General features: G+C 57.5%; 13 protein-coding genes and 6 pseudogenes. 5 read left to right on the top strand and 14 right to left on the bottom strand.

The genetic code is table 11. The features are described from left to right. The first annotated feature begins 206 nt into the window (after window positions 1–206). On the top strand, window positions 207–488 hold the full coding sequence (locus tag C6558_RS23600) for a glycoside hydrolase family protein (protein WP_146160905.1): 282 nt from the start codon (window positions 207–209) through the stop codon (window positions 486–488). Here the strand turns inward: C6558_RS23600 and C6558_RS23595 are convergent. The 4 genes and pseudogenes from C6558_RS23595 to C6558_RS23575 all read right to left on the bottom strand — a co-directional run bounded on the left by C6558_RS23595 (window position 463) and on the right by C6558_RS23575 (window position 4,487). Next, window positions 463–975, bottom strand: coding sequence for an OsmC family protein (locus tag C6558_RS23595; protein WP_107027756.1), 513 nt, complete (start codon window positions 973–975; stop codon window positions 463–465). The genes C6558_RS23600 and C6558_RS23595 overlap by 26 nt on opposite strands. A gap of 640 nt (window positions 976–1,615) precedes the next feature. Beyond that, window positions 1,616–1,895, bottom strand: a pseudogene (locus C6558_RS23585) (guanylyl cyclase); the annotation flags it as partial. A 65-nt stretch (window positions 1,896–1,960) separates the two neighbouring features. Then, entirely contained in the window at window positions 1,961–3,865 is a 1,905-nt protein-coding gene (locus C6558_RS23580; RefSeq protein ID WP_107027754.1) for an adenylate/guanylate cyclase domain-containing protein, read from the bottom strand. Between the two features lie 103 nt (window positions 3,866–3,968). Beyond that, window positions 3,969–4,487 (bottom strand): histidine phosphatase family protein, encoded by a 519-nt coding sequence (locus C6558_RS23575; protein ID WP_107027753.1) that lies wholly within the window; start codon window positions 4,485–4,487, stop codon window positions 3,969–3,971. A 352-nt stretch (window positions 4,488–4,839) separates the two neighbouring features. On the opposite strand from C6558_RS23575, the gene C6558_RS39995 reads away from it, so the two are divergent. After that, window positions 4,840–5,004, top strand: a complete 165-nt coding sequence (locus C6558_RS39995; RefSeq protein WP_158268950.1) for a hypothetical protein — start codon at window positions 4,840–4,842, stop codon at window positions 5,002–5,004. Window positions 5,005–5,512: 508 nt separating this feature from the next. Here C6558_RS39995 and C6558_RS23570 read toward each other — a convergent pair. The 3 genes and pseudogenes from C6558_RS23570 to C6558_RS40940 form a co-directional block, all read right to left on the bottom strand. Further along, window positions 5,513–5,818 carry a PilZ domain-containing protein gene (locus C6558_RS23570; protein WP_107027817.1) on the bottom strand — a complete coding sequence of 102 codons (306 nt, stop codon included), beginning with the start codon at window positions 5,816–5,818 and terminating at the stop codon, window positions 5,513–5,515. Window positions 5,819–6,088: 270 nt separating this feature from the next. Then, window positions 6,089–7,165, bottom strand: coding sequence for a diguanylate cyclase domain-containing protein (locus C6558_RS23565; protein WP_199197048.1), 1,077 nt, complete (start codon window positions 7,163–7,165; stop codon window positions 6,089–6,091). A gap of 448 nt (window positions 7,166–7,613) precedes the next feature. After that, a pseudogene (locus C6558_RS40940) lies at window positions 7,614–7,768 on the bottom strand (IS6 family transposase); the annotation flags it as partial. A gap of 208 nt (window positions 7,769–7,976) precedes the next feature. Between C6558_RS40940 and C6558_RS23555 the strand changes: the two are divergent. Further along, window positions 7,977–8,237: pseudogene (locus C6558_RS23555) on the top strand (transposase); the annotation flags it as partial. Between the two features lie 616 nt (window positions 8,238–8,853). Here the strand turns inward: C6558_RS23555 and C6558_RS41675 are convergent. The 4 genes and pseudogenes from C6558_RS41675 to C6558_RS23530 all read right to left on the bottom strand — a co-directional run bounded on the left by C6558_RS41675 (window position 8,854) and on the right by C6558_RS23530 (window position 10,918). After that, entirely contained in the window at window positions 8,854–9,144 is a 291-nt protein-coding gene (locus C6558_RS41675; protein ID WP_199197047.1) for a hypothetical protein, read from the bottom strand. Window positions 9,145–9,754: 610 nt separating this feature from the next. After that, window positions 9,755–9,889, bottom strand: a complete 135-nt coding sequence (locus tag C6558_RS41430; RefSeq protein ID WP_256371980.1) for a hypothetical protein — start codon at window positions 9,887–9,889, stop codon at window positions 9,755–9,757. Next, window positions 9,849–10,058: pseudogene (locus tag C6558_RS40930) on the bottom strand (hypothetical protein); the annotation flags it as partial. The gene C6558_RS41430 and the pseudogene C6558_RS40930, both read right to left, overlap by 41 nt. 149 nt (window positions 10,059–10,207) lie before the next feature. Beyond that, complete coding sequence (locus C6558_RS23530) at window positions 10,208–10,918, bottom strand: hypothetical protein (protein WP_146160904.1); 711 nt, start codon at window positions 10,916–10,918, stop codon at window positions 10,208–10,210. Between the two features lie 369 nt (window positions 10,919–11,287). On the opposite strand from C6558_RS23530, the gene C6558_RS23525 reads away from it, so the two are divergent. Together C6558_RS23525 and C6558_RS23520 are read left to right on the top strand one after the other, a co-directional pair. Then, entirely contained in the window at window positions 11,288–11,596 is a 309-nt protein-coding gene (locus C6558_RS23525) for a type II toxin-antitoxin system RelB/DinJ family antitoxin (RefSeq protein WP_107027747.1), read from the top strand. Then, window positions 11,593–11,885: pseudogene (locus C6558_RS23520) on the top strand (type II toxin-antitoxin system RelE/ParE family toxin). Before C6558_RS23525 ends, C6558_RS23520 begins: the two are co-directional and overlap by 4 nt. Before the next feature lie 100 nt (window positions 11,886–11,985). Here the strand turns inward: C6558_RS23520 and C6558_RS23515 are convergent. The 3 genes and pseudogenes from C6558_RS23515 to C6558_RS23505 all read right to left on the bottom strand — a co-directional run. Then, a pseudogene (locus tag C6558_RS23515) lies at window positions 11,986–12,290 on the bottom strand (hypothetical protein); the annotation flags it as partial. A gap of 392 nt (window positions 12,291–12,682) precedes the next feature. Beyond that, complete coding sequence (locus C6558_RS23510; protein WP_107027746.1) at window positions 12,683–13,114, bottom strand: hypothetical protein; 432 nt, start codon at window positions 13,112–13,114, stop codon at window positions 12,683–12,685. Beyond that, window positions 13,115–13,837: a hypothetical protein gene (locus C6558_RS23505; protein WP_107027745.1), complete on the bottom strand. Its 723-nt coding sequence runs from the start codon at window positions 13,835–13,837 to the stop codon at window positions 13,115–13,117. Window positions 13,838–13,954: the final 117 nt, after the last annotated feature.

Genomic DNA, 13,954 nt, shown 5'->3' with positions numbered 1-13,954 from the left:
CCCACTGCGAAAGGCCAAACATTTGGTGAGTACCCGTCGGGATCGCCTGTGGGTGTAATCGGCGAACTTGTGCCGGCGCTCGGCTCGCCTTGGGGCGTCTGAAGCATCGAGCGCGACTGGTCGTCGTAGAGCGTGGAGCACCGGAACGCGGCCGCTGGAATGTCCTTTGGCTGCGTCAGGTCTTACCGTCGTCAAGGTCGTTTTTGTTGGCGACGCAGCCAAGAGAAATTGCCGATCGGCTGAGTGAAAAGCGCAATGACGGCCGTACGAGGGCCGACGTAGGCGGGGTCTGGACCATTGGCTTCGGTCATCTCAGCGCGGCCGGCGTGCCCGCGGTACCGCCAAACATGGTCATCACCGAGGCGTCTGGCGAAGAGATCCTGCGCGCCGCCCTGGCCGAGTTCGAGGAACGCATCTCGCGCCTGGGAAAGGCGCCGGGTGCCAAGCTGACAACGCTTCGCACTATGTGCAGCGTCTTATTTCAATAGCCATTGTCGGTCCGTTGCGGATTGTCTGGTAGACAACGCAATAGCGTTCCGTGAGCTTTAGCAATTGGTCCAGCTTATCCTTCGGGGCGTCCGTTTCAAGCTCAAAAATAACGCGGATCTGCGCGAAACCCACCGGCGCGTCCTTGGCAACGCCCAGAGTTCCGCGAAAGTCCAGATCTCCCTCGGCGGAGACCGTGCCTGCCGTCAGCGGTATCTCAAGAGCCGTCGCCACCGCCTTGAGCGTTACCCCCGCGCAGGCGACGAGTGCTTCAAGCAGCATTTCGCCGGAGCAAAGCTCAAGTCCGGTTCCGCCTGTTGCCGTGTGCAGGCCAGCCACTGCCGTTGCGCGCCCGGTCTCCACTGTGCAAGCGATGTTCTGCGCGTCCAACGAGCCGCGCGCCCTAAGGGTTAAACGGGCGGCCTCGGGCTCAGTTTTGTAACGATCCTTGATAGGCGCTTGGATCGAGCGCAGTTCGGCTGCGTGCATGAGAATCTCCCCTCTGCCAGAACCTCCTCCAAACCGCTGTCATGCTACCACTTAAGCAGTTAGCGTTGAAGCCAAAGCGCTGATCCGAGAGCGGTGTAGCGCTCAGGGTTGGCCAGAGTCAAAGATATCCAGCCATCTGCTTGAGCGCTTCGTGATCGCGAATCCAGATGATCTGGAAAACGCGCGGCCGCAGGAGTTGGCCCGAGGATAAGGTGTGCCGTTTCCGTTCAAGTTTTTCGGCCGGAACGCACGTGTTGATCGAAGCCGGGTGGGACAACGCGCGGGCTGAGGATACCAACATAAATCTCATGAAGTTAGTTTGCGAACGGCTGGTTTTTCGGCTGCCCGATAGGAGTAGGTGTGTGCGAAGTAATTTCGCTTAAAGATAGCATATCGGCTGGGAAGAGACTGGCTCAGGCCGGCAGGTTTTCTGCCAACGGGATGGACGCGATTTGCAGGGTTACCTCTTTTCCCATCCATCGACCAATCGAGCGAACGCGGCGACATAGCCGCGAGTTAATCCGCTTTCGTCTCGGTCGCTCCAGACGAGAATATGACATCGATTCTTTGGCGCTCTCTGCCACGGAAAACTTCAATCAACGGTGGGATGGGATTACCGGCGGCGCCGAAGCGTGCCTCCGAGCGGCCATCGCATAACACCAGAGTGCCTCGAAGCGGTGCCGGATACAAAAGTCCTCCGGTATCACATAGTTGCTCCAGACGAGCGGCTACGTTTACACCATCGCCCAGCAAATCATCGCCCTCGACTACGCATCGCCGAGATTAACGCCCATGCGGAAGAGAAGGCGGTGTTCGGGCGGGACGTCCGCCTGGCGTGTTGCGACCGCCTCTAGTAGAGCCACGGCGCAGAGGACGGCATCCACGACAGAAACAAACTCCACGATCGCGCCATCGCCCATGAGCTTGACTATTCGACCGTGATATTCCTCCAGCAGTGGGTCGAAGGCCTCGGAGCGCAATGTTTTCAACGCGGTGGTCCTAGCCTGAAAACGTTCGTCGCCTCATGGCGGCCGCGCAACACATGCTGGCCGACAGGCCGCGCCGAGCATCCGGAACCGGCAGATCGCAGCACGATGTCACTGACCAAAATGACCGCTTGGTCGTCGTCGGCCATACACTCTTTGGCGACCTCCTCGAGACGTTGCGCAGTGTTCACGACATCCCCGACCAGCGTAAAGTTTATGCGCCCCGGAGCGCCGATGTTTCCCACCATCGCGGGGCCAGCATGTATGCCTATCCGGATTCTCACAGGCGGAAGGCCAAGTTCTCGTCGATTCCGATTGTCGGCGACAATCGCCACTGCGATGGCGCTCGCGGCGCGACAGGCTCGGGCGGAATGGTCCAGTTGCAATTCAGGCGCTCCCCAAAACGCCATCAACGAGTCGCCGATGTATTTGTCTATGGTGCCGCCTTCCGCCTCCACGCATGCGGCGAGGAGCCGGAAATGGTCATTGAGGAACGCCGCCGCATCGGACGCCGCTAGCCGCTCGGCGAGGCTCGTGAAGTCGACGATGTCGGTAAACAGCACAGTAACTTCCCGCTCTACTAGGGTTGTCGCTTGTTCGCCCTGTGCCATGAGTTGCTTGACCAGGCGTCGAGGTACGTAGGTCTCGAACCAGTGCAAGGTCGCTATGAGCGCATTGTAGGCTCGGATCGCCTCGTCCAGTTCACGAAGATGACTGCCGGCGAGAGGGCGGGCAGCCGTGAGATCGAGCGTGCGAATTGCGGACGTTGCGCGTGCCACGCGCAATATCGGTTTTCCGATCGCGTAGCCGACAATCCAGGCGCAAGTGACGGCAGCAAGCACAGCCGCGAGCCCCAGACAGGCCGCTTGCTCAAGTCGGCGCACTTCGCCGCCAACTTCGTCGAGCGGTAAATAGCGGCCGATCAGCCAAGGCTGATCGCTGTATCCGGGGATGTCGCGGTAGATAAAGACATAAGAGGTGTCATCGACCGTGACCATATGGCTTTTCGACGAACCTACGAAAGGAGCCGCGCTCTCCTCTGTCTCCGCGTTCCAAATCGACGCCAGCACCCGGTCCCCGATCTCGGTCACTTCCGGAAGGGGCTTGTCGCGCCTGAATAGCTGAGGGTTGTGCGCAAGTGCTGCATGGGCGAGGACATGATTGCGGCCGAGAAGAACAAATGCGCCGGCATCTGACCCTGCGGGCGATTCGGCGAGAAAGCGTGACAGCTCTGCGACCGTGACCGTGGTCAACAAGATCCCGAGAAAAGAACGCTCATGCCACAGCGGGGTGCGAACATTGACGAGAGGCTGCTTCAGCCGTTCGCTCCAGAGAAGCTCTCCCCAGACCGGGCGGCCTGCGCGCCGCGCCATCTCAAACGCATCGTCCAGGCCGGGCACGGTACGCATGTCGATCTTTCGCAAGACGACTTCGTCGCCATTGCGTTCGACGCGTAGCTGCGTCAGATCGGTGCGGATGACGGCGAGCGCAGCGATCTGCGGGAGGCCGGCGAGTGCCGCCCGAAGCTGGCTCGAGGTGGCATCTTCGTCCTGCGGGTCGATTTCGCCGTCGAGGAAGAGTCTGGCCAAGAATTCGGACTGGTCGCGGGCTGGATCGAGGTGCAATCGAGTCCGTTCCACAATCGTGTCCATAATTCGCTCACTGCGGTCGCGGACGAGCGCGACTGTGTTCTGGCGGCCGCTTTCCAGGCCGAGGATCAGCGCTGCCGTGGTGACCGCGATGATGATGCCGAACGTTGCCGCCAATGCAACGTGTATGGGGATGCGGCGTAGATGCTCTGATGATGCTTTGTCGCCGCTGTTGGGCCAAGCCTTGTCGCCACCCGCCGATCGAGTCTTCGGCAGGAGTTTCAAGGCCAACAATTTCGGACCGACAATAGACATCCGACGATCAGCGAACTGCGGGCAATAAGAACGAAGAGGTGTCGTCCGGGATGCCACCTCCCGTGAAATCGCTCGCTTGAGGGTTTGATGTTTCTAACAGTTTTCAGTAGTGAAGATGCAGCACGACCGGCGCTTGCTCCCCTTTCGGGATAACCACGAACAGATTGTCGAACGCACTTCGTTCAATCTTGATTTCCTCGGAATCTCCCAGCGCCGCGAGAATCTCTGGAATGGTGCTCCAATGCCCCACAACAAGCACTTTGTCCTTGCGGTGCTCTGAGCGAAGTAGTCGGACCAAGCCGCCACTGTCCTCATAGGAATGAACACGAATTTCGAGTCCAAGGGCCTTCGCCAGAGGCTCGGCTGTCTCGACCGTGCGCCTAGCTTGCGTGGCATAGACGACGGTGATGCCTGCATCTTTCAATCGCTCAGCTAGCGTCTTGGCCCGTTTTTGTCCGGACTCCGACAGTGGGGTTTCGTCGCGAATCTCATCAAGGTTCAGTGTTGACGGCGGATCAGTGTGCCGAACGATGTAGATCGCCTCCTGCGCGCCGACTGAATGGGGAAAAACAAGGCTGCAGGTAGCCACACCGATTAGCAGTCGGAGGGCCTTAGCTTCCATGGCCGTGCTCCCTGGTCCGTTCTTTCAGGGGAAACGAGACGATACTACCATGCAACAGAGGTTGCAGACAGCCGAATCGGAATCTCTAGGTCAGGTCGGACGAAGGCGACGGCAGCTATTCTGGAGTCCAGCGCAGCCAGCGACAGCAATGTTCCCAAAATGATGCAATTGGCGGCGAAATCGGTCACCCACCCTCTGTCGCCAATATGGATATCCTTTCTGACGAGGATGTCAGCAAGCTTCGCCGACGGTTAAAGGGAGTGCGGTTCGACATTCTCTTCGTCAATGCCGGTATCACGAATGATCCATCGGACCGATCGAGACGGTCAGCTCCGAGGAATTCCAAGGTGTTATGCTGACCAACGTGTTCGCCCCAATGCGCTTTGTAGGGATGATCGGCGAGCAGGTCGCTCGAGACGGGGTCGTCGCGGTCATGTCATCGAATATGGGCAGCGTCAGCCGCAACGAGGGTTGCGGCTGGGATATCTACAAAACCAGCAAGTCGGTGCTTGACTAGGCAATCAGCGTTTTGCCGCGCGTCGCCATGGAGATGGAAAGACGGTTGGGTGCGAACCGAAATGGACGGCGAGAACCCCACTCGAAATCGAAACAAGCACAGTCGGTATCGCCAAGGAGGCGGTAGTCCTGGAAATTCGGACCGGAGACCTGGGAAATAGTTGCCGAGCGACGTATACGCCGGAATCATCGAGAAACTCTCTGACTACGAAATCGGACACAGTGACGATCAGCGAGAGTTGCCGAAGTGCGCCAAGTCGAACTGTTGCAGCATCGTCGCGGACCAATCAACTTGTCTTGCGATTTTCAGCGGGTCTCTGTTAGTCGAGCACTAACGCAGATTCTCTGGAACGAAATAGTTGATCGCCGTCGAACTGCTGGAAATGAAGTCTTCGCGCTCGCCTGCAAAAGGCGGACCCGCTGCCGTAAGCGTTCGTGCGCGGCGGATCGGTCGCCTCGCTCGCCGCGCACTGGTCAATTCGCGCCAGCGTCACTTCCGATCGCTTCAATCAGCGGAAGAATTTATAGTACGAAGCGATCTGTGCCGCAGTATTCGAGGACAGCTTGAGCTTGATGCCTATCCTGTCACCTCGGCTCCACCGAACGATGCCAGTCAAAACACCGAGCTCCTCGCTGCGTATCGTGACTTCTTGTCCGGTGCGGGCGCCGATGTCGAAATAGAGCTGGAAACAGATACCCTCTGCGGAAAGGTCTTTCACGAGACCGTTGCTTGAGCCTGTCTTGCAACTCACATTGCCGGTGATTTTCGTTTGCGTGCGCGTCGTGGCGCGCTGAACACTGTCTCTATATGCCATGGCTCCCTCGAAGCTAATTTCGATCACGTCCGATTGTCATGCGAAAGTGTAAAGTAAACTCTAAGGGAATTATGAAATTATACTGGTATAATGAAATTAATATTCAAAATACGCAAGTAGTATGGTAGAGAATTAATCGCCAAAGGCTTCGATCGGCGGTTGTTCTTAGTTTTGTTGCGGAATGGTTGGGGCTCGTTGTTTCGATAACCGTAAGATGCGGAGTTTTAATTAACTTAGCGGAGGATCGTCGCGTATGGTTTCCATCCGCGTCTAATCACGATAAAGCATCCACTCCTTGCGCGCGCCGCGCCCCTCGCGGCCGAATGCGAACACGACCTTGTCGTTCGCCGCATCCGTCGCGGTCTGCAGGGCTTTTTCCGCGTGTCCGACCAACTCGGATGCAGTATCGGCATCGTAGGTGGTACTGCATCCGAAGCGGGCGACGACCGCTGGCATTCTCGCTTGGCGGCTGTCGAATGCAGTCAGACAGCTTTTCTTCAAATGATCCGCAATTTTCTGAATTTCCGCCTCGGCGCTTGTCCAGATAAAAAGGGCGATCTGCGGCCGCTCGAGCCACGCGGCGAAATCGGTGGTCTGGACGGCCTGCGACACCACGGAGCCGAGGCGCTCAAGGATCGCCTCCCGGAGCCTGAGCAGCTCCTTGGCCCCGAAGGGCTCCAGGGCCAAGAGATTGCAAAGAAGAAGCGACGCCCCCTCGGGATAACGTTCGCCGCCGTAGAGTTCGGCGAGCCTCTTGTTGAACCCGCGCCGGTTAGCGAGATTGGTAACAGGGTGCATGAACTTCGTCCGCTCAAATTCCTCGATATCGGTCGCAATCGCTGCGACCGTCGATATCTGCGTCGACACGCTTTCAAGCATCTGCGTGCTCTTCGATTGTTGCGCCTCTGTCATCTGCTGGATCGCCTGGAGGTGCGACTGGATTGTCTTCGCGTCCCTTGGATCGACCGCGGAGATCCTGCCCGTCGCCTGACCGAGCATGCTGGTGTAGCTCGAGAGCGAATTCTGACCGGTGAGCAGCGACTCCTTCAATGTCGTCAATTCGCTCTGGAGGCGGTTGGCGGACTCGTCGTGGATCGCTTTGCCGAAATGATGCGGTAGATGGATGCGAGCCAGCACAACCAAGTCTTCCTCTGCGATCGGCTTGACGAGGCGCGCGAAGCTCTCGCGAAGTTCGGGATTGTTGCCGCTGATGATCTCGTACATGAGCTCGTAGTTGACCGGAGACGCCTCGATCTCCAGTCGACTCAAGGTGGCAAACACCGTGTAGTAGAGTTCCTTACGGCTTTGCTGTGCCAGTTGTTTCGGGGACGCGTTCACAATTGCCAAGATGTAGCGCCTTTCACAGGAAGCGTCGCAGGCATTGCACCGGAGACGATGGTCGGACAGGTACGCATCAGGTCGAGACCTCGTATCAAAATGATGCGAGCAAGGTTTCGTCGCGCCCGACCCGCATTCATGCGGTTGAGTGACGCGAGTGCGCCCAATCGAACAACTTAAGCTTGGACCGGGCAGATTAAAAAGTCGTGAAGTTCTCGCGGAAGATCATTAGAAACGAATGACGTAGATCGGCGATATTGTTGCGACAGGCACGAGTTCAAACCGACCTCACGAAATACCTGAAGGATGTATTTTTATAGTTCACATTTTTAGCGGCTCGACCGACGGCTATGATCATGCAGCGGGTACCGATCTTGCCCCTGCCGTGCCGTAGACGACCGCTGAGGGCAGCGTAAACTTAATGATTCACAGTAAATATCTGAATTGGCGCGCTGTTTCAGACGGCATGAATACGCGCGATTTGACGCCACGCTTTCAGGGCCGTTGCTCGGAGTTCGCGATGGTGGGCCGATGGAATGTCGTGGCGAGCCATGTGAAAGAGGTTGGCAACGGGTCGTGGATCGAAACGAAGCGCTGAAGCTGTCGGGCTGCAGCGGCGGGCGCGAAGAGCTGCACAAAACTCATCGAGATCGTGCGGGACAAGTCCGATGACAGACTGCCGGTAATCGCGCGCGAGGCGCTGGCCGAGATCGCGGACTAAATAGAAACTCTCAATGAGAAGATTGCCACCTTGGAGCGAAAGATCGTCACCGCGGTAAGAACAAGATGAAGTCGCGAGGCGGCTAACAGCAATTCCGGCGTCGGTCCGATCACGGCAGCCACGGTCAAGGCAGCTGTCCCCGATCCCGGGGGATTCCGCAGCGGAAGGGACTTCGCGGCGTGGCCGAGGTCCAGTTCAAGCGGCGGCAAGGAAAAACTTGGCTCGATCTCGAAACGTGGAAACCCTCAGCTCCGGTCGCTATTGGTCGTCGGGGCAATGGCAATCCTGAAGCTATCGCGGAATGGCTTTGCAATGCCCCCATGGGTGGACGCCCTTTTGCAGCGGCGTCGGCCCGCTTAGTGAAGATGTATTGTTAGCTTGTACGATGGCTAACGCGCGGTTGCAAATGCCAAAACCGAGGGCGCGATTGATTCATGCGCCCCCGAGACGGCCCCCGCCGGTCTTCGAAGCGAGATATATAAGCGAGGCGACAATCTGTAGGACCAATCCAATGCCCCAGATAACCAAACCTATATCTGTCATTAAGTTTACGCTCAGGAGCGCACCGATAATCATTAGGGCCCAGCCTATTCCGATCTGAACACGCGCAGTTCTGAGGGACATTGATCACTTCTCCTCAAGGCATCCGATGGCAACCACGCTTGCAATACTTCCGGCAATTGCGCCGATTAGTCCGACTAACTCTGGCCCTAATTCCGGCATTCCCATACCCGCGCCAAATCCAGTCAGATAGCCAAGGATCGCTCCGGTTAGCAGACCCAGACAGCACGCCCAAATTGGCCTGAATGGCAAAACGTCCTCCATCATACTTCACGGGAGAGTGTAGCGCAGCCGAAGTTAGATTTCATCGCAACTAAATTGAGTAGTTGTGCACGTATCCATAGCCGAGCGGGTAGCTTCGATGAAGCTTGGCTGTTAGGGCAAGTATTCCGCCGCAGCTGGAAATGTTGTAGACTTAGACGTTGGCATTGCGCCTCCACTGCGGAGGCCGCTTCAATGCGTCGGACCACCGCCCGTCGTTGAGGCCGGCTTCATCGATCCAGCGTTTCAATGCCGTCGCTGGGCGGCGGATCAAGATCACATGTTCGTCGTCATCGTTCTTCGTCGTGTTCGTGCGGCCAAGCTGGTCTTGCCGTACCCGGCCTCGATCACGGTTCAGAAAAGTGGTGTCCCGGCAGTTGAAGATGAGAGACCACGAAGTGTAAGTGGCGTGCTCCAATAACGCCGACTCAACGGGCTCAATCAACTGCTTCCTCAGGGGGGCGGTGAGGGCACGTAAGGTGGCGAGGTTCCGAAAACCTCGTTGTCTGCGATCCCTCAATCAAACGGGGCTACTTGCCGGGCCTAGGCTTCCCGGGTCCCGGCCGTTGGCCTTCGCGATGTTGATCCTCCAAGACGAAGCTTTTAACGGGTCAAACGGCGCGCGAACTGGCTCTGGCCGCGCTGCTGCCGGCGCTCGGTACGCTCATTCTTTGCTGATGCCGCGAAGCCGATTGCCTTTGTTGGCATGAGATGTGCGGCGACCTGGACATTTCAACGTCAAACAGCGCTGCCACTCCGAACCGAAAATGCCGCTCTCCTGATTTTGCGCGGCGGTTCCAATTGAACAGCGATGCGCGGATCATATCTGCCTTTGGCAGCAGGATGGGCAGGGCAACCGCAGACCCCGCTGAAGGCGTCTTTCGGGCATTATCGCGCTTTTTCAGGTTTTCAATTCTCTCCCTGGCACCCAACGCTTCGACACATGATCGTGCCGTAGCGATGATTGGGCCGCCTGGCGTCATTCGCTGACGCAAACACAGGCCAAAACCAGCCGGGCATGCTAGGGCCTGTCCAAACAAGCCGAGCCACGCCATTCAAGGGAAGGCGGCAAGCACTCGGATTGACACCTCCTGCCACTCATTTCCTGCGTTGATCGTGTACTTACTGAGAGCGGACGAGGCATCAATGTCCGCCGCCACCCCGATCGTGCCCGCCACTTCCACTATCATGTCCGCCGCCTCCTCCAGATTTTGCAATAGCGTTCGAAGTGAGACTCGTTGAAAGGAGAAGAATGACCGTCGGCGGAGTTACCGCCGCGAAGCGGCCGCAGCTTTTAAGAAACTCTCGGCGACCATCCGAGTCCGCCGTACTTTTATCGTATCTTTCAGTTCTCTTCATTTCTCTCCCCCTCATAGAAACGAGGCGTCCAAAATAATTGAAGCATTCGAAAAGTATCGTTCCCAACGGTTTTATTATCTAAGACCGGACCTGGCTTTACAAAAATCGAAGATAAACATGGTTGAGAAAGTAATGCGTTTGTTTCTTTCTCACAATATATCAGACGATATAGATGCTAAAAAGAAGTGCCTTTCGCGCAGGGCTCTACCGCGTACGCTGCTACGCTTTTCACCCGTTATCGCTCCGTCCGCATGACTTTGAAATCCCCTTTGCATCATCGCGAATGCCAAGGTCGTTTTGTCAGAGCCCGGCGACCCACAGAGAAGAACCGCGCCACTGCGGTTTGCGAGCAAGGCCCCATGAAGCGCGGTGCACGTTCCGAGGTTCTCTGTGATTTCGTCGGTTAAATGGCCCTTCAATGCGGGCACAGCTTCTCCGGGATCAAAGACCAAAGCGTTTTCCCCGGTCCGACGATACAAACGCAATTGCCGAAACTGGCTAGAGCGTAATGCGATGAAGTCGTGTCCGCCAGTGAGCCGAAGGCAGGAAACATGGGCAAAATTAGGTGGAGCAGACCCTTCATCGTAGCAGGATATCCGGATCACCCTCTCCGCAATCTTGACAAGGTATGAATGCGGCGGCGATCCGTCGTGCTTCTCGAACTCGACTTGTAACAATCCCTGCCTCGACCAGAAGCTCAGGTAGTTTATCGCGTAGTTGCGCGCCGCAAGGCGGCTCGCGCCCTGTACAACCAGATCCGCTTCGAGGTCTCCGACAGACGCCGCCCGCGAGAGCGCGGAGGTAACCCCGGCTGTGGTTTTATCAATCCCGAACAGCTGCTGGGACGATGCGATAAACACCGTCGGGACCCCCGATAGCCCACCGGACACCGTCACCGAGACGAAATCCCATCGAGCGCTCCACGAGACCGGTCGTTTGAAGTCTCGCCGACCTCTTCATCATCGCATCTTAGCAGCATTTAGGAGAAATACAGGCTCTGCCTGCAGAGAAGCGTCGACCTCCCTCGGGACGGGAATTTGCGGGCTATTGTCCCACATCACGGCTGCGAGCACATGCGCATTCTCGGCCGCCACAAATAGTAAAGATCGAATGTTCTCGGTTCCTGCTTCGTTGACGGGAACGTCGAGACGCACGCTTCACGGTTCGCGAGGATACTGGATTGTGTCATGCAGTTGCACTACATTGATGCTTTGTGAAGGAGATATGAGATGGCTGCAAATGCACTGGTCCAGACGCGGATTGATGCCGATATTAAGGACCGCGCCACGGCCGTTCTGCAGAACATGGGGTTGACCATCTCGGATGCTGTTCGAATCCTTCTAACTCGGACGGCGAACGAAGGCTCACTACCGTTGGAAATGGTTGGTAGCAGCGACGCCCACGATGCCTGGTTCCGCGCCAAGGTGTTGCAAGCTCTCGCGGACACCCGACCCGATGTCGAGGATGCTGATGCTGAGGCTCGCTTCCGCGAGCGCCGGGCGACAGCTCTGCACAAGGCAGGGGCTGGCGATCGATGAGGCTTGTCTGGGCGCAGTTTGCGCTTGACGATCGAGACGGTATCTTCAGCTACATTGAAAGCGAAAATCAGAGGGCGGCGGTCCACTCGACGAAGAGATTACGCGTGCCGTTCGACGTCTCCTCGACTTTCCCGAAAGCGGTCGTCCCGGCCGAGTTGAGGGAACGCGGGAGTTGGTAATACCGCGCACACCCTACATCGCGGCTTACATGGTGACAGCGGATCGGATTCGCATTCTGCGCGTCCTGCATGGCGCCCAGATATGGCCCTTCGAATTCGGCGAGGAGTGATTCCGACTGCGAGCCATTTCTTTGGCGTCGATTCGCTTCAAGGCGAAGGATAGAATCGACATCGCGGGCTGGCGGATTGTTGCCACTTCCGATCGGTTCAGTCGGGCGACCAGTAGGCCTTCAATCTGTCGATGACCAGTTCGCGCAATTGCGGATGACGTCTGAGCTTCCTCAGGCGCCGCCGACGCCCTTGCTGATGTCGTCGGCAACCGTCGAGAAGTAACCGCTATATTCGGGCAGCTCGCGATCGAGGAATGTATTGGGTCTGATCTCGCGATAGATCGTCGATCGTTGCCGACTGAGTTGGCGCGCCATTTCATTGATCGGCACCTTGCGTTCGACAAAATGGTGTGGGCGACGTCGCCGTTGCGCGGCTGCGCTCTTGGCTTGACGACCGCGGTGCAGAGTGAGCCGGAACGATGGGCGAGGGATATTCGAGCACCGCCTCGTGCCGACGCATCGAATATCCCAACGGCTGCCACCGTGCGCCAGTCTTTAAACTTCCATTGCTGTACGCACCATTCCCCAAACGAGTTATGCCGACCGAACCGCAGCCGCGGCTGCGGAAAACTTCAAAAACCCGATGAAGAGGCGGTGAGCCGTCACTTTGCTGTTGCTCCTTTAGCTCGAAGCCTTCTACCGCACCAGTTCTACGAAGGGGATCCAAGTGGCCCACGCCATGCACCACGAGCAACCGCCGGTGCGGCCGCTCCAAAACCCGGCGGCCCGAAAAGGCAGCGAAGGACGTTGTGAACCAGGCATGCGGAGAATGAAGCCTGGTTGGCTCGTTTTTTCGATCACGACGAAGTCCGTAACATCTTTCTGACCTTGCGCGAGAGTTCATCAAGGGTCGCCATAAGCCGGCTCATCTGTGAGATCGAGGCCGTCAGGTCTGGACGGTACCGGATGACGAGATACTCTCTGTTTGAGGAGAGACTGGCCAGGTGCTCCGCCGTGCGCCTGCGCAGAACGAGGCCGGCATCCACTGCTCTTCGTGTCCGCTCGCCAAGATCGAGCTGCAAGCCGTCTACGGTGTCGCGATCGAGGCCCTTGGCAAGCAGAAGAGCATTCAGATGGAGCTCAATGGAATGGAGAGCGAGAAGGCGTCGCGGCGGGTGGCCGGAGTTGGACACGCCCTCACCAAGCGTGACGGCCGCGTCTCGGTACTGCGTCGCCAAGGCCAGAATGTCTCGAACCTTTGCTGATTGATCAGGATAGGCCAGGTCCATTCAGCTTGCCTCCAGGCTCGAGTGAGAAGCCCGTGTCTCGCCGGCCCGTTCTTCCATGCGCATAAGATCCCTCAGCATGGTCCGCAACTCTGGCCAGGGTGCCTCTTCGAGCTTCAAGCCCGGATCGTGTGTCACGATCAGGCAATGGAACTTCGCGGTGATTTCGATCAGGCAGGACGGCCTCGTGATCCACATGACACGGCCCAATATTCCTAGATGTCGCGCGAGCTCCTGTTCCAGGGTAACGGCGTCGCTGTAGCCCAGGTGCGTGTCGGCCTTTTTCCATTGTTTCCGGCGCTGACGAAGTTCAGTCCTTGCCCGAGACAGTTGGTCGGCATCCACCTGGTAAGCCAGGCGATTGAGCTCGGCGAAAGAGTGCACCACCACCGGCTGGTCGCTTCCAACAATCTGCAGTTCGGCAACCGGAAAACCGCCGACCTGCTCCAGCATTTCTGCTTCTAGCTTTTGTCTGAAGCGCGTCGCCTCCAACAGTTGCTTATGACGGGCATACCATCGTGGCCACATTTCGCGGACAGGCGTTGGACCGCTTACTCTGCGCGGGCCGTTCGGATCGGCAATACGGGCGCTCAGAAAGCGCGCCGCGACGGGCAGAAGGTTTCGGCGGTCGATCACGTACGGTAGCTTTTCGATCGCGCCGTTCTCAAAATTTTCTTCTCTACGGGTGATTGCAGGCAAAGTTCTGCTATTCTCAGAATCAGCCATGATCCGAGCTCCAGCTAGCTAGGTTGTGGTTAGGCTGGCCTCGGTGGTACGAACACCAAGGCCGGCCGATTTCAGCTTATAAGGGTACAAGCGGTGACGAAAATGAGCAAGTTAAAT

The organism is Ensifer sp. NM-2 (assembly GCF_003024455.1).
GTDB classification, from domain to species: domain Bacteria; phylum Pseudomonadota; class Alphaproteobacteria; order Rhizobiales; family Rhizobiaceae; genus Ensifer; species Ensifer canadensis.
The sequence above is the reverse complement of the archived record's forward strand: the minus strand, read 5'-3'. Positions and strand labels throughout refer to the sequence as shown.